The 21,264-nt window shown below is 64.3% G+C and carries 16 protein-coding genes; 6 read left to right on the top strand and 10 right to left on the bottom strand.

What is annotated here, in order from left to right; genetic code table 11:
* Positions 1–2 precede the first annotated feature (2 nt).
* On the bottom strand, positions 3–476 hold the full coding sequence (locus DXT74_RS18070; protein WP_019102147.1) for a single-stranded DNA-binding protein: 474 nt from the start codon (positions 474–476) through the stop codon (positions 3–5).
* Positions 477–522: 46 nt separating this feature from the next.
* On the bottom strand, positions 523–1,884 hold the full coding sequence (locus DXT74_RS18065; protein ID WP_194426671.1) for an MFS transporter: 1,362 nt from the start codon (positions 1,882–1,884) through the stop codon (positions 523–525).
* Between the two features lie 178 nt (positions 1,885–2,062).
* Here DXT74_RS18065 and uvrA point away from each other — a divergent pair, with 178 nt between their 5' ends.
* Complete coding sequence (gene uvrA, locus DXT74_RS18060) at positions 2,063–4,894, top strand: excinuclease ABC subunit UvrA (protein WP_194426670.1); 2,832 nt, start codon at positions 2,063–2,065, stop codon at positions 4,892–4,894.
* A 140-nt stretch (positions 4,895–5,034) separates the two neighbouring features.
* A complete protein-coding gene (locus DXT74_RS18055; RefSeq protein ID WP_043591565.1) occupies positions 5,035–5,481 on the top strand; it encodes a VOC family protein in 447 nt (148 codons plus the stop codon).
* 55 nt (positions 5,482–5,536) lie between these two features.
* On the opposite strand, the gene DXT74_RS18050 is transcribed toward DXT74_RS18055, so the two are convergent.
* Positions 5,537–6,883 carry an HD-GYP domain-containing protein gene (locus DXT74_RS18050; protein ID WP_194426669.1) on the bottom strand — a complete coding sequence of 449 codons (1,347 nt, stop codon included), beginning with the start codon at positions 6,881–6,883 and terminating at the stop codon, positions 5,537–5,539.
* A gap of 170 nt (positions 6,884–7,053) precedes the next feature.
* Positions 7,054–7,833 (bottom strand): HAD family hydrolase, encoded by a 780-nt coding sequence (locus tag DXT74_RS18045; RefSeq protein WP_194426668.1) that lies wholly within the window; start codon positions 7,831–7,833, stop codon positions 7,054–7,056.
* 182 nt (positions 7,834–8,015) lie between these two features.
* On the opposite strand from DXT74_RS18045, the gene DXT74_RS18040 reads away from it, so the two are divergent.
* Positions 8,016–8,525 (top strand): GNAT family N-acetyltransferase, encoded by a 510-nt coding sequence (locus DXT74_RS18040; protein ID WP_194426667.1) that lies wholly within the window; start codon positions 8,016–8,018, stop codon positions 8,523–8,525.
* Between the two features lie 89 nt (positions 8,526–8,614).
* Here DXT74_RS18040 and DXT74_RS18035 read toward each other — a convergent pair whose 3' ends face one another.
* Together DXT74_RS18035 and DXT74_RS18030 are read right to left on the bottom strand one after the other, a co-directional pair.
* Positions 8,615–10,090: a YdiU family protein gene (locus tag DXT74_RS18035; RefSeq protein WP_194426666.1), complete on the bottom strand. Its 1,476-nt coding sequence runs from the start codon at positions 10,088–10,090 to the stop codon at positions 8,615–8,617.
* A 230-nt stretch (positions 10,091–10,320) separates the two neighbouring features.
* Complete coding sequence (locus DXT74_RS18030) at positions 10,321–12,606, bottom strand: YgiQ family radical SAM protein (protein WP_194426665.1); 2,286 nt, start codon at positions 12,604–12,606, stop codon at positions 10,321–10,323.
* 379 nt (positions 12,607–12,985) lie between these two features.
* On the opposite strand from DXT74_RS18030, the gene DXT74_RS18025 reads away from it, so the two are divergent.
* From DXT74_RS18025 to ushA, 3 genes are all read left to right on the top strand, one after another.
* A complete protein-coding gene (locus tag DXT74_RS18025; RefSeq protein ID WP_043591554.1) occupies positions 12,986–13,840 on the top strand; it encodes a Kdo hydroxylase family protein in 855 nt (284 codons plus the stop codon).
* Between the two features lie 96 nt (positions 13,841–13,936).
* Positions 13,937–15,622, top strand: coding sequence for a glutamine--tRNA ligase/YqeY domain fusion protein (locus DXT74_RS18020; RefSeq protein WP_043640723.1), 1,686 nt, complete (start codon positions 13,937–13,939; stop codon positions 15,620–15,622).
* 127 nt (positions 15,623–15,749) lie between these two features.
* Positions 15,750–17,396 carry a bifunctional UDP-sugar hydrolase/5'-nucleotidase UshA gene (ushA, locus tag DXT74_RS18015; RefSeq protein WP_194426664.1) on the top strand — a complete coding sequence of 549 codons (1,647 nt, stop codon included), beginning with the start codon at positions 15,750–15,752 and terminating at the stop codon, positions 17,394–17,396.
* Between the two features lie 102 nt (positions 17,397–17,498).
* Here the strand turns inward: ushA and DXT74_RS18010 are convergent, their stop codons facing one another.
* The 4 genes from DXT74_RS18010 to DXT74_RS17995 form a co-directional block, all read right to left on the bottom strand.
* The gene (locus DXT74_RS18010) at positions 17,499–18,308 is read right to left on the bottom strand and encodes a siderophore-interacting protein (RefSeq protein ID WP_194426663.1); all 810 of its coding nucleotides are present in this window, start codon (positions 18,306–18,308) and stop codon (positions 17,499–17,501) included.
* 154 nt (positions 18,309–18,462) lie between these two features.
* Positions 18,463–19,092, bottom strand: a complete 630-nt coding sequence (locus DXT74_RS18005) for a PadR family transcriptional regulator (protein ID WP_194426662.1) — start codon at positions 19,090–19,092, stop codon at positions 18,463–18,465.
* Positions 19,093–19,367: 275 nt separating this feature from the next.
* Positions 19,368–19,988 carry an outer membrane lipoprotein chaperone LolA gene (gene lolA, locus DXT74_RS18000; RefSeq protein ID WP_231138217.1) on the bottom strand — a complete coding sequence of 207 codons (621 nt, stop codon included), beginning with the start codon at positions 19,986–19,988 and terminating at the stop codon, positions 19,368–19,370.
* Positions 19,989–20,098: 110 nt separating this feature from the next.
* Entirely contained in the window at positions 20,099–21,205 is a 1,107-nt protein-coding gene (locus DXT74_RS17995; RefSeq protein WP_194426661.1) for a hypothetical protein, read from the bottom strand.
* Positions 21,206–21,264 lie beyond the last annotated feature (59 nt).

Here is a 21,264-nt window from a genome sequence, read left to right as displayed (position 1 = left end):
GGTCAGAACGGAATGTCGTCGTCCATATCATCAAGCTGTTTGGGCGCCGGACGCGGCTCTTGGCGACGGGGCGCGGCCGGGGCCTCCTGGCGCGGGGCCGGGGCGTTGTAGCCGTAGCCATCGTCCATGCCGCCTCCGCTCATGCCGCCGCCGGAGCCGCCCATCTCATTGCGGCCGCCTTGCAGGCTCAGCTCGTTGACGCGCACGTCCGGGGACAGGCGCTTGTTGCCCTCCTTGTCCTGCCATTCGCGCAGGGTCAGTTGGCCGTAAACGGTTACCTGCTGGCCTTTGGCCAGGTAATTCTTCAGCGATTCACCGCGCTTGCCCCATACCTGGCAGCTGAACCAGTTGGTGCTCTTGCGCTCGCCAAAGCCGATGTCGCTGGCTACGCGGAACGACAGTACCGGCTCACCGCTGGGGGTGTAGCGCAGTTCGGCGTCGGCGGCCAGACGGCCGTCAAAGGTGATGCTGTTCATCGATGTCTCCGAATAAAAATCTAAATATTTGGCCTGTCGCCGCGGCTCAGAAGGTGGCTCCGATCAGGCGCTGCACCGTCGCTTCATCCCACTGTTGCTGCGATACCTTCAGATAGGCCACGTGGTCTTCCAACACGACCACGGCTTCATGCACGCCGGCCACGCCGGCCAATTGGCGGGACAGGTCGCCGGCATCGCCCCGCCAGTCCTCGCCGATGTGGAACATCACCGAGCGCACCGGCTTGGGCGGCCGCATGGCCAGCGACCACAACAGCCAAGTCAGCATCAGCAGGCTGGTGAAGCCGAACACGCCGGCCGGGCCGAAGCGGGTGTACAACCAGCCGCCGGCCGCCGCGCCCAGGAACAGGCCAAGGGATTGGGCGGTATTATACACGCCAATCGCGGTTCCCTTGGCATCGGCCGGAGCGATCTTGGAAATCAATGAGGGGAGCGTGGCTTCCAGGATATTGAAGGCGATGAAATACAAACCCAGCCAGATCACGATCTGCCAGAAGCTGTCCAGCGCCATCGCCATGCCCATCTGTGCGGCGGCCATCAGTGCGATGGCGCCGACAAACACTTGCTTGAGCCTGGCTTTTTTCTCGCCGTAGATAATGGCCGGGACCATCAACAGGAAGCCGATTACCGTAACAGGCAGGTACACCTGCCAGTGTTGGGTCTTGTCCAGGTGAGCGGTCTTGATCAGCGCGAAGGGAATGGTGACGAACATGGCCATCTGCGCCGCGTGCAGCGCGAAGATGCCGTAGTTCAGCTGCAGTAGTTGCGGGTCTTTCAAGACCGCGGGCAGCCGCTTGGCGTTGGCTTCGGTGTCCGAGTGAAAACGCGAGCTGACCGGGTCCGGAATGATCAGCCACACGCCGATCAACGCCGCCAGAGACAGCGCGCCGGTGAGCGCGAAAATGCCGTTGACGCCGATGTACTTGGCCAGCAGAGGCCCCAGCACCAGGCTGGCGGCGAAGGTGGTGCCGATGGACATGCCTATCATCGCCATCGCCTTGGTGCGGTTTTCCTCGCGGGTCAGGTCCGCCAGCAGCGCGGTGATGGCGGCGGAAATGGCCCCGGCGCCCTGGATGACCCGGCCCACGGTCAGGGTGGTGATGTCGTGCGCGCCGGCGGCGACGAAGCTGCCCAGCGCAAACAGCAGCAAGCCGCCGTAAATCACTTTTTTGCGGCCTATCTTGTCGGACAGCATGCCCAGCGGCAGTTGCAGCAGGGCCTGGGTCAGGCCGTAACTGCCCAGCGCGATGCCGATCAGCGTGTGGTTGTCCGCGCCTTCCAGGGTTTGGGCGTACAGGGCGAATACCGGCAGGATCAGGAACATGCCCAGCATGCGCAGGGCGTAGATGCCGGCGAGGCCAAGGCTGGCCCGGAGTTCTGTTGCGTTCATTCTTGTGTGCGTCGTTTGTGTTGCTGGCGGGCTGCGGCCTGAGGGCCGCGCCCCATGGTTCTAGTAACGGTCCGGCGCCGTTCCGGATGACGCCGCGCGTTAAAGATCTGGTGGAGTCAGACTTGCCAAGTCAGGTATATTAACAGGTTCCCTGACCGACGGTGAGTTACGCTCCAATATGGACAGCATTCGCATTCGCGGCGCACGCACGCACAATCTGAAGAACATCAACCTGGATTTGCCCCGCCACCAATTGATCGTGATTACCGGCCTGTCCGGCTCCGGCAAATCCTCGCTGGCCTTCGACACCCTGTACGCGGAAGGTCAGCGCCGCTATGTGGAAAGCCTGTCCGCCTATGCGCGCCAGTTCCTGCAATTGATGGAAAAGCCGGACGTGGACCTGATTGAAGGCCTGTCCCCGGCGATCTCCATCGAGCAGAAGGCCACCAGCCACAATCCGCGCTCCACCGTCGGCACCGTCACCGAAATCCACGACTACCTGCGTCTGTTGTACGCGCGGGTGGGCGAGCCGCATTGCCCGGAGCACGGCGTGCCGTTGTCCTCGCAAACCGTCAGTCAGATGGTGGATCATGTGCTGGCGCTGCCGGAGGAAAGCCGGGTGATGATCCTGGCCCCGGTTATCGTTGGCCGCAAGGGGGAGAATCTTGACCTGTTCGAAGACCTGCGCGCCCAGGGCTTTGTGCGGGTGCGCGTGGACGGCGAAGTGTTTGAAATCGACGCCGTGCCCAAGCTGGACAAGAACAAGAAGCACACCATCGAGGTGGTGATAGACCGTCTGAAAGTGCGCGAGGACATGAAGCAGCGGCTGGCGGAAAGCTTCGAAACCGCGCTGCGCCATGCCGAAGGCCGCGCCATCGCCGTGGAAATGGATAAGGGCGAAGAGCACTGGTTCTCCGCCAAGTTCGCCTGCCCGGTGTGTTCCTACAGCCTGCCGGAACTGGAGCCGCGGCTGTTCTCCTTCAACAACCCGATGGGCGCCTGCCCCAAGTGCGACGGCCTGGGCGAAATCACTTTCTTCGATCCGCGCCGCGTGGTGGCGCATCCGGAATTGAGCCTGGCCGCCGGCGCGATCAAGGGTTGGGACAAGCGCAATCAGTTCTATTTTCAGATGCTGATGTCGCTGGGCGAGCATTACGGCTTCTCCGTGGCCGAGCTCGCCTTTGAAGACCTGCCGGAAAAAGTGCGCAATGTGGTGTTGCATGGCTCTGGCCGAGACAGCATCGAATTCAGCTATATGTCGGAGAAGGGCACCAAGTTCAGCCGCGCGCACCCCTTTGAAGGCATCATCCCCAACCTGGAGCGTCGCTACCGCGAAACCGACTCCGCGGCCGTGCGCGAAGAACTGGCCAAGTATCAGAACAACCAGCCCTGCCCGCATTGCCAGGGCTCGCGGCTGCGCCTGGAGGCGCGCCACGTCTTTGTCGGTGAAAAAACCCTGTACGAGATCAACCAGATGCCCTTGAAGGAGACCGCGCTTTTCTTCGCCCAACTGGCGTTCAGCGGTCAGAAGCAGGCGGTGGCGGAAAAAATCGTCAAGGAAATCAGCGAGCGGGTGTCCTTCCTCAACAATGTGGGCCTGGATTACCTCAACCTGTCCCGCTCCGCGGACACCCTGTCCGGCGGCGAGGCGCAGCGCATCCGCCTGGCCAGCCAGATCGGCTCCGGCCTCACCGGCGTGATGTATGTGCTGGACGAGCCGTCCATCGGCCTGCACCAGCGGGACAACGACCGCCTGCTGGCCACCTTGATGCGGCTGCGGGATCTGGGCAACAGCGTAATCGTGGTCGAGCACGACGAAGACGCCATCCGCGCCGCGGACTATCTGGTGGATATGGGGCCGGGCGCCGGCGAGCACGGCGGCGAAGTGCTGGTGGCCGGCACCCCGGCCGAAGTGGCCGCCTGCGGCCATTCCATCACCGGCGACTACCTGTCCGGCCGCCGCCGCATCGCGCTGGGCGGGGAGCGCCGCAAGGTGGACCCGGAGCGCATGCTGCGTCTGGTCGGCGCCAGCGGCAACAACCTCAAGAACGTCACCCTTGAACTGCCGCTGGGCATGCTGGTGTGCATTACCGGCGTGTCCGGCTCCGGCAAATCCACGCTGATCAACGACACCTTGTACAAGATCACCGCGCGGGAACTGAATGGCGCCAGCGAAGAGCCCGCGGCCTATCAGGACATCCAGGGCCTGAAGCAGCTGGACAAGGTGATCAATGTCGACCAAAGCCCGATCGGCCGCACCCCGCGCTCCAACCCGGCCACCTACACCGGCCTGTTCACCCCCATCCGCGAGCTGTTTGCCGGCGTGCCGCTGTCGCGTGAGCGCGGCTACGGCCCGGGCCGCTTCTCCTTCAACGTCAAGGGCGGCCGCTGCGAAGCCTGCCAGGGCGACGGCATGATCAAGGTGGAAATGCACTTTCTGCCCGATGTCTACGTGCCCTGCGACGTTTGCCACGGCAAGCGCTACAACCGCGAAACCCTGGAAGTGCAATACAAGGGCAAGAACATTCACGAGGTGCTGGAAATGACGGTGGAGCAGGCGCTGGATTTCTTCAGCGTGGTGCCCACCGTGGCGCGCAAGCTGCGCACTCTGATGGAAGTGGGCCTGGGCTACATCCGGCTGGGGCAGAGCGCCACCACCCTGTCCGGCGGCGAGGCCCAGCGCGTCAAGCTGGGGCTGGAGTTGTCCAAGCGCGACACCGGCCGCACCTTGTATATCTTGGACGAACCCACCACCGGCCTGCATTTCCATGACATCGATCTGTTGCTGCAGGTGCTGCACCGCCTGCGCGAAAGCGGCAACACCGTGGCGGTGATCGAACACAATCTGGACGTGGTCAAGACCGCGGACTGGCTGATAGATTTGGGGCCGGAAGGCGGCGCCGGCGGCGGCCAGATCATCGCCACCGGCACGCCGGAACAAGTGGCGGCCAATCCGGTCAGCCATACCGGGCGCTATCTGCAGCCCTTGTTGCAGCGCGAGCAAGCCTGATGGCAATCAAGTACAATGCGCGGATAGACAGCTTGCTGTTATAAAGAAATACCGGCGGCGGCAAGGGGAGAGCAGCGTCGCCGCCCCGTGGACGGCGCCTTGCCCAAGGGCCATCGCATCAAAAACAATATGAGGAAGTCATGCTGACTTTAGGCAAGATCGATCACATCCACATTCGTGTGACTGACGTGCCCAAGGCCCTGAAATGGTATCAGCGCGTGCTGGCCATGGCCCCGGACCCGCGCTACAAGCATATGCGCGAAGGCCCGCACGGAGCGGTAATGCTGGCCAACGCCAACGGGGCGGTGCGCCTGGCGATGAGCGAGGACAAGAGCGGGGCGGCCAACCATCAGGGCGATATCGCCTTTGTGGTGAGCGGCCAGGATTTTCTGGAGTGGATAGACCAGCTGGCCGGCGAACGCGTCACTAATCGCGACGGCCAGACCATCGCTCGGGATTCCGTGCGCGACCATCGCTTTTTCTGCTCGCTGTCCTTCGTCGACCCCTTCGGCAACCCGTTCGAGATCGTCAGCTATGATCACACCTGGCTGGTGGGCAAGCTCAAACTGAACGAACAGCTGGAGTGAAAACCGCTGATCGCCATTAAAACCGCCGGCTTTGCGCCGGCGGTTTTTTATGCGCTCAAGACAAGGCGCCTTCCTGGCGCAGCACCTGTTCCAGCGCGGCGAAACAGGCCGGGTCGATGGCGCTGCCCAGGTGCCGGCGCATGATGTCCAGCGTTTGCGGCGCCGGGGTAGCCGGGTGGTAGGGGCGTTCCGCGTTGATGGCGTCGAAGATGTCCGCGGCGGTGATGATGCGGGTTTCCAGCGCGATGGCGTCGCCGGACAGGCCGCGCGGGTAGCCGCCGCCGTCCGGGCGCTCGTGATGGGCGCCGGCCACCCAGGCCAGTTCGGCGAAGTGTTCGATGCGGCCCAGAATGGCCTCGGTGTAGCCGGCGTGGCGTTTGACCGCCTCCCATTCGTCCGCCTCCAGCTTGCCGGGCTTGTCCAGTATGGTGTTGCTGACGCCCAGTTTGCCCACGTCGTGCAAGAGCGCGCCGCGTTTCAGCCAGCGCCGCCGCGCCTGGCCCAGTTCCAGCTCCGCGGCGATCTGGTCGGCGTAATGGCCCACTCGCTGGCTGTGGCCGGCGGTGAAGGGGCTTTTGGAGTCCACCACCTGGCCGAAGCCTTCGGCGATTTCATCCAGATAATCCTCGTCCAGCGGCACCGTGCATTGGGCCGGCTCCAGCCTCAGCACCGCCTGATCGATGTCGTCGGCCTCCAGCTGCCGCCAGAAATCCGGCCTGGCGCTGACCCGGCGAAAGGCGGCCACCAGTTCCGGGTCGAACCATCCGCCGGCGCGGCGCAGCGCTTGGTCCAGCGCGGCTTGGCGGCCATGGGTGATGTGGAACACATCTATCACCTGAGCCAGCAGGGCGATGCGGGAGTTCAGCGGGATGGCGTCGCCGCGCAGGCCCAGCGGCCTGCCGGAGCCGTCCCAGTGTTCGTCCAGCGATTGGATGCCGCGCGCCACGTTTTCATTGAAGCGCAGTTGGCGGGCGATGTCGGCGCCGCGGTGGCAGCGGGTGTTGATCAACTCGTCCGCCATTGCTTTGCCGTGGCGCAGCACGTTGAGGATGGAGGCCGCGCGCCGCGCCCAGCCCGCGCTGTGGGTGCCGGTGTTCTTGAACACAAAACCCAGCATTTGCGGCAGGCTGGCCCCCACTTGCTTGAAGTCCTGTTTGAAGCTGCGGTCGTCGGTTTGGTACAACTCGCTGATGCGCGCCGCATTGCTGCTGCAGCCCAGGTCCTTGAGCAGGATGGCGTAGTACAAATCCCATAGCGGCTGCGGGGCTAGGCCTATGCTTTGGCCGATATGCATGCCAATCCAGCAACTGCGGATGCAATGGCCTTCCGGCTGGCCTTCGGTGATGTCCAGCGCATAGCTTAGCGAGCTGATCAGTTCGGACAGCTTCAGGGTGGCGGGCATGAGCGCTCCATGGGGTTGAGGCGAGCGGGAGGGGTTATGGCGGAGCCGCTCGCAGATAATCTGGAGCAAGGCGGGTTGACGCAGGCGGTTCATTGAGTATGGCAAGCCGGCGCAACGCAGCCTCTTTGTGAGCGGCGCTACCTTATTTATCCTTGGCGAAGCCTGCTTTTTCAATCCCGCCGCGCGGGCGAGGAGGCGCGGCTCAGCCGCGCGATGGTGTCCACCAGCCGCGCTTCAATGTCCTGATCCAGCGGCAGCCGTTCGCTGGCCAGTTCCGCCAGCCGCGGGTGGGCGCCCACCTGCACCGAGTGACCGGCCTCCAGAAACATGCTGACGTCGTTGCTGTCGTTGCCGAAGCAGATCAGCTCATCGGCGTCGATGCCGCATTGGCGCAGGGCGGCCATCTTGCTGACGCCGGCGGCGGTGATGTCGAAGATCTGTTCGTCGGAATGGTGGTGCAGTTCCACGCCGGCGTGAGCGTCCAACTCCCGGCGCAGGCCGGGGACATCGGCGCAGGCGGTGATCAGCAGCTTGGCCGGCTGGCGGATGTCTTCCGCGCCGACATGGCTGGCCAGCTTGCCTGGGTCCACTTTGGCCAGGAAGGGATGGCCGGCGTCGCCGCTGTAATGGTAGTCCCAGCTGAGGTCCACCAGATAGGACGCGGCAAAGCGTTGCGCCAGTTGGGTGATGTCAGCGAACACCGGGTCCGGGATAGGGGTCAGCCGCCGCAGCTCGCCTTGCTGATGGCTCATTGCGCCGTTGGCGCCGATGATCAGCGCGTCGTGGAAGCGGGCATCCAGCAGCGGCAGGATGTCGCGGTAGGGGCGGGCGGAAGCGAAGCCTAGCTGGTGGCCGTGTCGGCGCAAGCCGTCCAGCGCGCCCTGAATGGTTGGACTGATGGTTCTACCGTTGAAGCAAATGGTGCCGTCGATATCGAAAATGAAGTGCATGGGGTCTCGCTGCGGGAAGGTGGCGACGGCTGGTTTTTAGCGCCGTTTTATGATGTTTGTATTCTAACTGTCTTGCCCGTTCGGGTGAAGCCGCCGGGTTAAATCGAATGCCCTTGGACTTGTCAGCGAGAGGTGTCGCCCACATTTCCCGTGTATGACCGTTCACTTGGAGAGTGCCGCGCATGAGCCAAAGCGTTTGTCTGGAGCCGTTGACCTCCGCCGATTTCCCCGTCTTGGCCACGCTGGCCGGCGAGATCTGGCATCAGCATTTCATCAGCATGATCAGCCGCGAGCAGATCGAATACATGCTGGCCAGCCGTTATGTTCCGGAGAAGCTGTCGGCCTATCTGGACGCGCCGGACCGCTGGTTCTGCCTGCTGAAGCTGGATGGCCGGGCGGTGGGCTATTGCAGTTACGCGCTGACGGCGACGCCGGGGGAGATGAAGCTGGAGCAGCTGTATTTATTGGCGGAAATGCGCGGTCGCGGCCTAGGCGCTTATATGTTGGATGCGGTGGAACGGGCGGCGCGGCAGCGCGGTTGCCATACCCTGGTGCTGACGGTGAACAAACACAATGCCGGTTCGATCGCGGTGTATCAGCGCCGCGGCTTCCTGGTGCGTGAGGAGGCGGTGTTTGATATCGGCAACGGCTTTGTGATGGACGATTATGTGATGGAGAAGCGGCTGGTTTGAGGCGTGGGGAGCCGCGCCATGAAGAAAGCGCAAGGCGGGGAGCCTTGCGCTTTTTGCTTGGTTGGCCGTGTGTGGCTTGTTGATGCGTGTCAGGTGCCGCAGAAGGTCCGATACCCCTGCGCCACTTCCGGCGCGGCCGGCAGCGTGTAGCGCTCCAGGCCGGCGCGTTCGGTGAAGGGCTGTCGCAATACGTCCAGCAGCGTCAGTGTCGGCCCCATATCGCCATGATCGCTGGCGGCGGCCAGCGCTTCTTCCACCAAGTGGTTGCGCGGGATATAGAGGGGGTTGGCCTGGCGCAGCGCGGCAGCGCGCTCGGCGGCGGCTTGCGGCTCGGCGTCCAGCCGTTGGCGCCAGCGGGCCAGCCACGGTTCGGCGGCGGCGGGGTCGTTGAAGAGCTGGGTCAGCGCCTGGTCGCGGCCTTCGGCGGCGTCGGCCAGCCGGCGCCAGGCCAGGGTGTGGTCGGCGTCCTGGCGCGCCAGCAGCGCCAGCCAGTCTTCTGCCAGCTCCTGGTCGATGTCCTGGGCCTGGCTCAGGCCCAGCTTGCGGCGCGCCTGTTGCAGCCAGTGGGCCTGGTAGCGCTCGGCGAAGTCTTCGATGACGGCGGTGGCCGTCGGCACCGCGTTCTTGGGTTCGTCCGGGTCCAGCAGCGGCAGCAGGGTTTCCGCCAGCCGGGCCAGGTTCCATTGGGCGATGGCCGGCTGGTTGCCGTAGGCGTAGCGGCCGCCGCTGTCTATGGAGCTGAACACGGTGGACGGGTGGTGGACGTCCATGAAGGCGCAGGGGCCGTAGTCTATGGTTTCGCCGCTGAGCGCCATATTGTCGGTGTTCATCACGCCGTGGATGAAGCCGGCGTGCATCCAGCGGGCGATCAGCTCCGCCTGGCGTTCCGCCACCGCTTGCAGCAGCGCCAGATAGGGCTGCTCGGCGCCGGCCAGTTGGGGGTAGTGGCGCGCCAGGGTGTAGTCGGCCAGCCGGCGCAGCATGTCCCGTTCGCCGCGGAGAGCGAAGAACTGGAAGGTGCCGACGCGCAGGTGGCTGGCGGCGACGCGGGTCAGTACCGCGCCGGGCAGCGCCTGTTCGCGGTAGACGGTTTCGCCGGTGGCGGTGACGGCCAGCGCGCGGGTGCTGGGGATGGCGAGAGCGTGCATGGCTTCGCCTATGATCAGTTCGCGCAGCATTGGCCCCACCGCGGCTTTACCGTCGCCGCGGCGCGAGAACGGGGTGCGGCCGCTGCCTTTGAAGGCGATGTCGCGGCGCTGGCCGTTGCGGTCCATGACTTCGCCCAGCAGCAGCGCGCGGCCGTCGCCCAGCGAGGGGGACAGTCCGCCGAACTGGTGGCCGGCATAGGCTTGGGCCACCGGCCTGGCCCCGGCCGGCAGCGCGGCGCCGGAGAAGGCGGCGGCCAGCTTCGCGGTGTCGGCCTGGCTGCTGTCCAGGCCCAGTTCCTCCGCCAGCGCGGCGTTCCAGTACAGCAGAGCCGGCGCGGGCGGGGCGTCGGGCTTGACCGGCATGCAGGCGTCGGGCAGGTCGCGGGCGTAGCTGTGGTCGAAGTCGATGTGGATCATGGCGGGCTCGCTGGGCGTGGTATGGGGTTGAGAAGCTATTTACGATCTGCTACGTGTCGGCGATGCGGCGTTAAAAACAAGCTCACAATGCTCATGTACCCTTGTGCATGCCGCTTTTCCGCTTGTTTTCGCCTTGGCTCGCGAGATCGTATATTAGGTTCTGAGACGTCGGCGGCGGGGTAAAGTGCCCGGCCGCCGGTCGGCAAAAAGCCGCCCGTGGGCGGCTGGATTCAACGGCTGCGGCCCTTGCCTGCGGCTGCCGGTTTGCTGCCCGGTTTCGTGGGCTTGCCGCGTCCGGCCGGCGTTTGGCCGGCGTGGGGCTTGGCCGCGGTTTTGGTCTGCGCGGGTTTGCCGCGCTGACCGTGTCCGGCGGGAGCCGCGGCGCGCTGGCCGGGCGCCTTGTTGCGCGACAGCGGCGCGCCCATGCGGTGGCGCACGGCGGCGGCCTTGTCGCCCGGCGGCGTTGGCGGAATCAGACAGTGCTTGCTGTGGCCGATCAGGTCCGCGCGGCCCATCTGGATCAGCGCGTCGTGGAGGATCTGCCAGTTGTCCGGATGGTGATAGCGCAAGAAGGCCTTGTGCAGCTTGCGGCGGTAGCCGTCGCGCACCACATCCACTTTTTCCGAGCTGCGGCTCAAGCGTTTGAGCGGGTTGCGGCGGGTATGCCACATGGTGGTGGCCATCGCCATCGGCGTGGGGGTGAAGGTTTGCACCTGATCCAGGCGGAAGTTGTTCTTCTTCAGCCATAGCGCCAGGTTCATCATGTCTTCGTCGCTGGTGCCGGGGTGGGCGGCGATGAAGTAGGGGATCAGATATTGCTCCTTGCCAGCCTGACGGCTGAAGCGCTCGAACAGTTCCTTGAACTTGTCGTAAGCGCCCATGCCCGGTTTCATCATCATGGACAGCGGGCCGTCCTCGGTGTGCTCTGGGGCGATCTTCAGATAGCCGCCCACATGGTGCTGCACCAGTTCCTTGATGTATTCGGGTGAGCGCACGGCCAGGTCGTAGCGCAAGCCGGACTGGATATTGATCTTCTTCACCCCCGGCAGCGCGCGCGCCTTGCGGTAGAGCTGGATCAGGTGGCTGTGGTCGGTGTTCAGGTTTTCGCAGATGTCCGGGAACACGCAGGACAGCTTCCTACAGGAGCGCTCGATCTTCGGGTCCTTGCAGGAGAGGCGGTACATATTGGCCGTGGGGCCGCCCAGGTCCGAGATGTGGCCGGTGAAGCCCGGGGTTTTGTCCCGGATTTCCTCGATTTCCTTGAGGATGGATTCCTCGGAACGGCTCTGGATGATGCGGCCTTCGTGCTCGGTGATGGAACAGAAGGTACAGCCGCCGAAACAGCCGCGCATGATGTTGACCGAGTACTTGATCATTTCCCAGGCCGGAATGTTGGCGTCGCCGTAGCTGGGGTGCGGATTGCGGGCGTAGGGCAGGCCGTAGACGTGGTCCATTTCCTCGGTGGTGAGCGGAATGGGCGGCGGCGTCAGCCACACGTCGCGCTCGCCGTGCATCTGCACCAGAGCGCGGGCGTTGCCGGGGTTGGATTCCAGGTGCAGGGTGCGGCTGGCGTGGGCGTACAGCACCGGGTCGTGGGCCACGGCCTCGTAGGCCGGAATGCGGATCACGGTCTTGGCGCGTTCGGCGCGGCGCTTGGCCAGGCGCTCTTCGCGCGATTCGATGCGGATGACTTGCGGTTTGGACGGGTCCTGGTCCTTGGTGGCTTCGGCCGCCTGTTCCGGGATTTCCTGGTAAGGGTTGAGGTGGGCGTCCACCTTGCCCGGCAGATCCACCACGCTGGAATCCATCTCCTGCCATTCTTCGTCCGGACGCCAGCCGTGCGGCACGATGAAGGCGGTGCCGCGCACGTCGCGGATCTCGCTGAGCTTTTCGCCCCTGGCGGCGCGATGCGCCACTTCCACCAACGCGCGCTCGGCGTTGCCGTACAGCAGCAGGTCGGCCTTGGAGTTGATCAGCACCGACGGGCGCACTTTCTCGCTCCAGTAGTCGTAGTGGGCGATGCGGCGCAGGCTGGCCTCAATGCTGCCCACCATCACGCCCACGCCGGGGTAGGCCTCGCGGCAGCGTTGAGCGTAGACGGTGACGGCGCGGTCCGGGCGCTTGTTGGCCGCGGCGTGCGGGGTGTAGGCGTCGTCCGAGCGCGGACGGCGGTCCGCGGTGTAGCGGTTGATCATCGAATCCATATTGCCGGCGGTGACGCCGAAGAACAGATTGGGCTTGCCCAGCTCGCGGAAAGCGTCCGCGGAGTGCCAATCCGGCTGGGAGATGATGCCCACGCGGAAGCCTTGGTCTTCCAGCAGCCGGCCCACCAGCGCCATGCCGAAGCTGGGGTGATCGATATAACCGTCGCCGGTGACCAGGATGATGTCGCAGGAATCCCAGCCCAGCTGGTCCATCTCGGCGCGGGTCATCGGCAGGAACGGGGCGGGGCCGAAGCGGCTGGCCCAGTACTTGCGGTAAGAGGTGATCGGTTTGGCGGCGTGTGCGGTCGTCATGCTGGCAATGGACTGAAGTTCGAGCAACCCGACATTATGCCATAGTTGCGCCTTGCTTGTGGAATAAGCGCTTGTTTTTTATTGGGAATTGCCTTGGTTGCAGTAGGGTTTTGCCGAAGGGGCGGTTTTGCTCATCAAAATCAAGGCGCTGCGCGTCCTGGCCGCAGGAACGGGAGGCGACGGTTTCGGCATGACATTCTCCTGCCGCGGGCGTATCCTAGCGGCCCATTCGCCAGACCGGAAACGGCTTGCCGAGCAGCCGCCATGGCGCGGCCGGAGGAGGAGGGGGCGGGTAAAACCGGGCAGGCCTCGGCGTCAGCTCCGTTGTTTCCGCCATTCCCTCCGTGAAGGAAATGATTGTTTTAGGCAGGAGCTCAATATGACGAGCCAGATCGTATTGGTGGATGAAGCGGCGCAAGGCCGCTATGTGGATGAATTGGAGCGGGGCAAGGTTTTGTATCTGCCCCGTTTCGACTTCCAGCTGCTGGCCGAGGAGGGGCGCTTGCTGGACCCGGCCATCGCCGACCCCAAGCGCAAGAACATCAGCCTGGAGCCGGGCAACGGCGCCTTGCACGGCGTGGTGGGCGGAGCGGAGCGGGAGGCGGAGGCGCGCGGCTTGATCTCGCGTTACCAGCGGGCCGCCGCCGATCTGGCCTCGAGGCTGCTGCCGGAGTACCAAGGCAAGCTGCGCGCCGCGCCCACCAGCCTGCGGCTGATGCGGGTAGAGGAGCGCCGGACTTCCTGGCGCAAGGACGACAGCCGGCTGCACGTGGACGCGTTTCCGTCCCGCCCCAATTACGGCGAACGCATTTTGCGAGTGTTCTGCAATATCAACCCGCATGGCGAGCCCAGAGTGTGGCGGGTGGGCGAGCCCTTCGTCGACATGGCGCGGCGCATGTTGCCGCGGGTGCCGCGGCAATGGCCGGGTTCGGCGGCCTTGCTGGCGGCCTTGAAAATCACCAAGCGCAAGCGCAGCGCTTACGACCACATCATGTTGCATCTGCACGACGCGATGAAGGCGGATTTGGATTACCAGCGCCAATGCCCGCAGGAAACCATGCCGTTTCCGCCCGGCTGCGCTTGGGTCTGTTTCTCCGATCACGCGTCTCACGCGGTGATGTCCGGCCAGTTCATGCTGGAGCAGACTTTCTGGCTGCCGGCGGCGGAGATGGCGCAGCCGCAACAGTCGCCGCTGGCGCTGTTGGAACAGTTGACGGGCAAGGTCTTGGTGTAAGGCGATCAAACGGGAGGCGGGCGTGGCCGGTCCGCTCCCAGTCGGGGCGAAATCGGTTACAATCTTCGATTAGTCATAATCGCACTGCACAAAACAATGAGCACGGAAAACAACGCGCCGGTTGTCAGCAATTTCATCCGCAACATCATTGACGAGGACCTGGCTTCCGGCAAGCACAGCGGCATCGTCACTCGCTTCCCGCCGGAGCCCAACGGCTACCTGCACATCGGTCACGCCAAATCCATTTGCCTGAACTTCGGCCTGGCCGATGATTACAAGGGCAAGTGCAATCTGCGCATGGACGACACCAATCCGGAGAAAGAGTCCGACGAGTTCGTGCAGTCGATCAAGGACAGCGTGGAGTGGCTGGGTTTCCACTGGGACGGCAACGTCCGTTTCGCTTCTGATTATTTCGAGCAGCTTTACGGTTACGCGGTGGAGCTGATCCAGAACGGCAAGGCCTTCGTCTGCGATCTGAACGCCGAAGAAATGCGCCAGTACCGCGGCAGCCTGACGGAGCCGGGCAAGAACAGCCCGTTCCGCGATCGCAGCGTGGAAGAAAACCTGGACCTGTTCGCCCGCATGCGGGCCGGCGAGTTCCCGGACGGCAGCAAGACGCTGCGTCTGAAAATAGACATGTCTTCCGGCAATGTGAATCTGCGCGACCCGGTGATCTACCGCATCCGCCGCGCGCATCATCACCGCACCGGCGACGCGTGGTGCATCTATCCGATGTACGACTACACCCACTGCATTTCCGACGCCATCGAGGGCATTACCCACTCCTTGTGCACGCTGGAGTTTGAAGACCACCGCCCGTTGTACGACTGGGTGCTGGACAATATCAGCATCGGCTGCCACCCGCGCCAGTACGAGTTCTCGCGGCTGGAGCTGCTGTACGCGCTGACTTCCAAGCGCAAGCTGCAGGCGCTGGTCAACGACGGCCTGGTGAGCGGCTGGGACGACCCGCGCATGCCCACGGTGGAAGGCATGCGCCGCCGCGGTTTCAGCCCGGCCGGCATCCGCCTGTTCGCTCAGCGCATCGGCGTGTCCAAGGGCGAGAACATCATTGACATGAGCGTGCTGGAAGGCGCGGTGCGGGAGACGCTGGAAAACGACTCTCCGCGCGTGATGGCGGTGGTGAAACCATTGAAAGTGACGTTGACCAACTACGACGCCGCCGTTACCGCCAGCCGCAGCGCGCCCTTCCATCCGCATCATCCGGAGTTTGGCGAGCGCGAAGTGCCGATTGCCCGCGAGATCTGGATTGAACAGGACGATTTTGCCGAAGTGCCGCCGCCCAAGTGGCAGCGCCTGACCGCCGGCGGCGAAGTGCGCCTGCGCTATTCCTACGTGATCAAGTGCGAGGAAGTGGTCAAGGACGCGGCCGGCAATGTGGTGGAACTCAAGTGCAGCATTGACCACGACACCCTGGGCAAGAACCCGGAAGGCCGCAAGGTCAAGGGCGTGATTCACTGGGTGTCCGCCGAACACGCGATCCAGGCCGAAGTGCGCTGGTATGAGCGTCTGTTCACCGAGCCGCGCCCGGACGCGGTGCGCGGCGAAGACGGCGAGTATGTCGATTTCCGCCAGTTCCTGAACGGCGAATCGCTGAGCACCGTCACCGCCTATGTCGAAGACGCCGTGTTGAAGGCCGAACCGGAGTCCCGCTTCCAGTTCGAACGCCTGGGCTACTTCGTCACCGACCGCCACGACCACCAGGCCGGCAGCAAGGCGGTGTTCAACCGCACCGTGGGCCTGAAGGATAGCTGGAGCAAGTAAGCGCCGGCGCCTGGCTGGATGTTTTGCGCGTCCGGCTGGTGAATCACTTCCAGCAATGGCGGGCCCGCGGGTCCGCCATTTTTGCGGCTTGCGCAAGCCGCCGCCTGCATAAGAACGAGGATTAACGATGAAGCTATCCGTGAAACCGATTGCCCTGTCCCTGTTGGCCGCCGGCCTGCTCTCCGCCTGCGCCGCCACGCCGGGCAAAGGCAATTACGTCGAAGACAAGACTTACAAAATCACAATTCTGCACACCAACGACCACCACGGTCGTTTCTGGCCCAATAGCGACGGCGAATACGGGCTGGCCGCGCAAAAGACGCTGGTGGATCAGGTGCGCGCCGAGGTCAAGGCCGACGGCGGCTACATGCTGCTGCTGTCCGGCGGCGACATCAACACCGGGGTGCCGGAATCCGATCTGCAGGACGCGGAGCCGGACTTCCGCGGCATGAGCCGCATCGGCTACGACGCGATGGCGGTGGGCAACCACGAGTTCGACAAGCCGGTGCCGGTGCTGATGAAGCAGCGCCAGTGGATCAACTTCCCCATGCTGTCCGCCAATATCTACCAGGATGGCAAGCGCATGTTCGATCCCTACGCGATGTTCAATCTGGGCGGGGTGAAAGTGGCGGTGCTGGGCCTGACCACCGACGATACCGCCAAGATGGTGAACCCGGAGCAGGTCAAGGGCATCGAGTTCCGCAGCCCGATCGCCGAGGCCGGTAAACTGGTGCCTGAACTGCGCCAGAAGGCCGACATCGTCATTGCCGCCACCCATATGGGCCATTACACCGATGGCCAGCACGGCGTGAACGCGCCGGGCGATGTGGAAATGGCGCGCGCGGTGAAGGGGCTGGACCTGATCGTGGGCGGCCACAGCCAGAACCCGGTGTGCATGAAGGCGGAGAATCAGCGCGACGACGCCTACGTGCCGGGCGCTCCCTGCGCGCCGGATCGCCAGAATGGCGCCTGGATTGTGCAGGCGCACGAGTGGGGTAAATACGTGGGCCGCGCCGATTTCGAGTTCCGGAACGGCAAGCTCAAGCTCTCCAAATATCAGTTGATGCCGGTGAATCTGAAAAAAACCGTCAAGGGCGAGGACGGCAAGGAACGGAAGGTGCCGTATACCCAGTTGATCGAGGAAGACGGCAAGTTGCGCAACTTCCTGCAAAACTATCAGAACAAAGGTCAGGCGGCGCTGGATGTGCCGGTGGGCCGGACCAGCGCCAAGCTGGACGGCGACCGCGGCGTGGTGCGCAGTCAGCCCACCAATCTGGGTGTGTTCGTCGGCAAGGTGATGATGGACAAGGTCAAGGCGGACTTCGCCGTATCCAATTCCGGCGGCATCCGTGATTCGTTGCCGGCCGGCGCGATCAACTACCGCGACGTGTTGAAGGTGTTCCCCTTCGGCAGCACCCTGGCCTATGTGGACCTGAACGGCCAGGAGGTGCTGGACTACTTGAAAGCCGCCGCGAGCATGACGCCCGGCGCGGGCGCCTTCGGCCAGTTTGCCGGCGTCAAGCTGCGCATCGTCGGCGGCCAGCTGCAGCAGGCGCTGATCGGCGGTCAGCCCATCAATCCGGCCAAGACTTACCGGATGGCGATCAACAGCTTCATCGCCGCGGGCGGCGACGGCTACCCGCTGATGAACAAGCATCCGGGTTACGTCAACACCGGCTTCGTCGACGCCGAGATGCTGCGCGAGTACATCGCCGCGCATTCGCCCATCGACGCCGCGGCTTACGCGCCCGGCGACGCGGTGACGCGCAACTGAGCCCGTTTGGGCAAGCCTTGCCGGAGAGGCGGGGCTTGCTTGGTCTCTTGCCTCCAGTTGAGCAAAGCCCCCGTTCGGGGGCTTTGTCGTTTGAGCCGCGGCTCAGTCTTCCAGGGTTTCGTGGCTGGCGGCCTTGCCCTCGCGCCAGTAGCTGGCGGCGCGGATGCGGCTCTTGTCGATGCCGCGCTCCTCGCGCAGGTGCAGGCGCACCGCGCGGATGGCGTGGTATTCGCCGGCGGCCCAGACAAAGCCTTCGCCCGCCGGCAGCGCCAGTTGCTTGAGCGCGGAGAGCAGAGCCGGTTCCGAGTCGGCGACGTCCTGATGTACCCAGCGGATGTCGGCGTTGGGGTGGGGCGGCAGTTCGCAGCGCTCGTCCGCCTCGCTGGTTTGCAGCAGAGCCATAACCTTGGCCGTGGGCGGCAGTTCGGCCAGGCGGCGGCGGATAGCCGGCAGCGCGGATTCGTCGCCGATCAACAGGTGCCAGTCGAAGTCCGCCGGGATGACGAAGGAGCCGCGCGGGCCGCCGATGCCCAGATATTGGCCGGGCTTGGCCTGAGCCGCCCAGCTGGTGGCCGGGCCGGCTTCATGCAGCACGAACTCCAGGTCCAGCTCCTGCCGCTCAGGATCGAAGCGGCAGGGGGTGTAGTCGCGCGCGGTCGGGCGGGGCTGGCCCTCGGGGTAAATCAGGGTTTCGTCCACCAGCGTCGGCAGCGCGGGCTTGCCGTCCGGGTGTTCTGGAAAGAACACTTTAAGGTGGTCGTCGAAGGAGGCGGTGGTAAAACCGGCCAGGTCTTCGCCGCCCAGGGTGACGCGGAGTAGTTTAGGTCCGAGCTGGCGGGTGGCGCGCACTTGCAGCAGGCGGAAGCGCAGCGGGTGGCGCAGGCGTTGCACGGTCAGATTGGGTGTGGTCATCGGGTGTCCTGTCTTGATGTCGTGGCTGGGCGCGTGGGGTTAGAGCCGCTAACAAAACCGCGCAGCGTACCTGAGTCAAGGCGCGCCGACGCAGGCAGTACAAGTGGTACGACAAGGAGGCGCAACGCAGGATCAGGGGTTTTGTTGGCGGGTCTTAGCCGGTGTCGCCCACAATTTGCTCACAGGCCTGCCGCAGAATAGCGGCGATGCGGCGCTGTTCATCCTCGTCTACGTTGGCGGTTCGCATCAGCGCTTGCTTCAATTCGCCGCGGGCGCGGGTCAGCTCCGGAATCCAGCTTCCGGCGGCGTCGTCCGGCGGCGGCATTTCTCCGGTCAGCGCGCGGCGGATGGAGTTCATCTTGCGGGCGATGTGCTGCAGCCGCGCCATCATCCATTCCACTTGCTCGCGGTTCTGTTCCAGGGACACGCGGCCGGCCTCCGCCAGCGCATAACATTTGCGGTTGCCTTCCTGGCTCACGGTGACGTGGCCCAATTCTTCCAGATAAGTCAGCGCCGGGTAGACCATGCCTGGGCTGGGGCTGTAAAAGCCGTTGCTGCGGCTTTGCAGCGCCTTGATCAGTTCGTAGCCGTGGCTGGGCCGTTCTTCCAGCATCGCCAGCAAGAGCAGTTGCAGTTCGTCGGAGCTGAATTTGCGGCCGCGGGTCATGCTTTCGTCGTCACCGCCGCCGAAGCCGCCGTGGCCGTGTCTGGCCGTCGCGTGGGGGCGATGACGCGCAAGGCGTCCGCCAAAGTGGCGGAGAAGGGTGTCGAGGCGGTGAGGCATGGCGGCTCTCCTATGGAAAATATATCTTAAGATATGTTTTTAGATATATAAAAGTCAAGTTCACGCTGCGGGAACGGTGTTGGATTGTGGTGTTTTTGGCGCAAGGCAGGGGCGGTTTACAAAGAAAAGCCGCCCAGAGGCGGCTATTAAAGAGGGGCGGTTTAGCGTCGCTAACAAAACCACGTAGAGAATCTGAGCCAAGGCGCGCCGACGCAGGCAGTAAAGTGGCGCGACAAGGAGGCGTAACGCAGGATCGGGGGTTTTGTTGGCGGGCTTTAATCGCCGCTGACCACGTCCACGCCCTTGGGCGGAACGAAGGCGAAGCGGGAGGCGGTCAGCGGCGGGTTCTGCCGCGGCGCGCTGAAGCTGACCTTGGTGTGGTTGCCGAAGCTGTCGGTCAACTCCATTTCCACCAGCATATTGGCCTTGAAGCCCATGCGGATGGCGCTGAAGCTGTTGTCGGCCTGCTTGGGGCTGGCGGACAGCCACTCCACCTCGCCGGTTTTGCCGGCTTCCTTCAGTTGATAGTTCTGTTCGATGGCGTTGTTGCCGGCCAGCAGCGCCGCAGGACTGGAGCCCAGGGCCGCGCCCTGCGCCTTGCGAGTGACTTGCGCCAGGTCTTTGTCGTAGACCCACAGCGTCTTGCCGTCGCCGACGATCAATTGTTCGTAGGGCTTGTTGTACTCCCAGCGGAATTTGCCGGGACGGGCGATTTCCAGCCGGCCGCTGGCTTCCTCGCGCTTGTTCTTGTTGCTGACCACTTGTTTGAAGTCGGCGCTCAGGGTTTTGTTGCCGGCGACGAAGGCCTTGAGCTGAGCGATGGCGGCGGCGTTGACGGCCGCTGGCAGCGTCAGGGCGGCGAGGATGAGTGTGGCTGAGATCGGTTTCATCTGCATGCGGGGAAATCCTTGCGGTGGGCGGCCCGGGCCGCGTGACCAAGATGGGACCGCCGGCGCGGCGCGGGGTTTCTTCGAGCGCGCCGGCGGCGTTGCTGGTTTGTTAGCGATTATTGCGGGGCGGCGTTTTCCACTGCCGCGGCTTCGTCGCCGGCCGCCGGCGGCTGGTTGAGCGCGTGCAAGGCCAGACCCAGCGATTTCAGCCATTCCGGCTTGTCCAGGCGCTCCAAGTCCAGGATGTCCGCTTCGGCGGGCTGGAAGGCGAACACGGGCTTGCCCAGATGGCTGTAGCGGATGTCGGCATGGGCCTGGCCGCGGACGCGCGGGCTGTCGAAGCGTATGGTCTGGCGGATGGACAGCAGGTCGCCGCCCCGGCTGACGTACAGATCGCTGACGGTATTGCTGTTCAGCGGGTTGGCGTCGGAGGCTTTGATCAGGCTATCAATCAGTTGCAGCAAGCTTTCGCTGCCCAGCGGGCCGGGCTTGATCTGCGGCTTGCGCGCGGCTTCCTGGCGCGCCACCTGGATCAGGCCGGCGATAATCTGGGAAGCCAGCTGGTTTTCCTGGGCGCGGCTCATGGCGATGCGTAGCCTGTAACGCGCGCCCAGTTCCGCCGCGTGCGGGTCCAGCGGCTGGAAGCTGAACGCCTGTTTGTCCACTTTGGCGTAGGCTTCGTCCAGCAGTTTGGGCATGGCCTGGTACATGGCCTGGAGCGGGAAGTTGTCGGCCACGCGCTGCGGCAGCCGCACGCGCAGGAACTTGCCCTCGTAGGCTTGCATCTCCGGTACAAACAGGTAGGCGGCGGATGGGTCCACCAGCAAGGACAGGTCCTTGGCGTGGAATTGCAGCGGCAATTGCACGCTGGTCAGCAAGTTGCGGCGTTCTAGGCGCAGCGCCGGAATCAGTTCCAGCTTGCCGCCGGGCACGTCCAGGGCGGCCTTGACGTTGAGGCGCATGCTGCGGGCGATTTGATCGGCGGCGGAGGCGGCCGCCTGCTCCAGCTGGCCGCCGTCTTCCTTGGCCTTGTCGACGTCGGCGACCTTCAGTTCGTCGAAGCCGATGTCGGCGTCGATGTTGTAGCCCTTGCTGTTCCAGTTTTGCAGCATGATCTTGCGGACGGCCTGGTCGGCGCTCTTGTTGGCGAGGGGCGAGACACAGCCAGTCAGCAGGGCGATGCCGCACAGCGCGGCGCATAGTCCCGATTTCTTCAGACGCATGAGTTTCCTTGAGCGAGATTCGGCGCGGGGCGGGCGGGGACGATCCGGCGCGAGCCGGA

Origin of the sequence: Chromobacterium sp. Rain0013 (genome assembly GCF_015291765.1) — a bacterium.
In the GTDB taxonomy this organism is placed as follows: domain Bacteria; phylum Pseudomonadota; class Gammaproteobacteria; order Burkholderiales; family Chromobacteriaceae; genus Chromobacterium; species Chromobacterium haemolyticum.
This window is presented reverse-complemented; position numbering and strand designations above follow the sequence as displayed.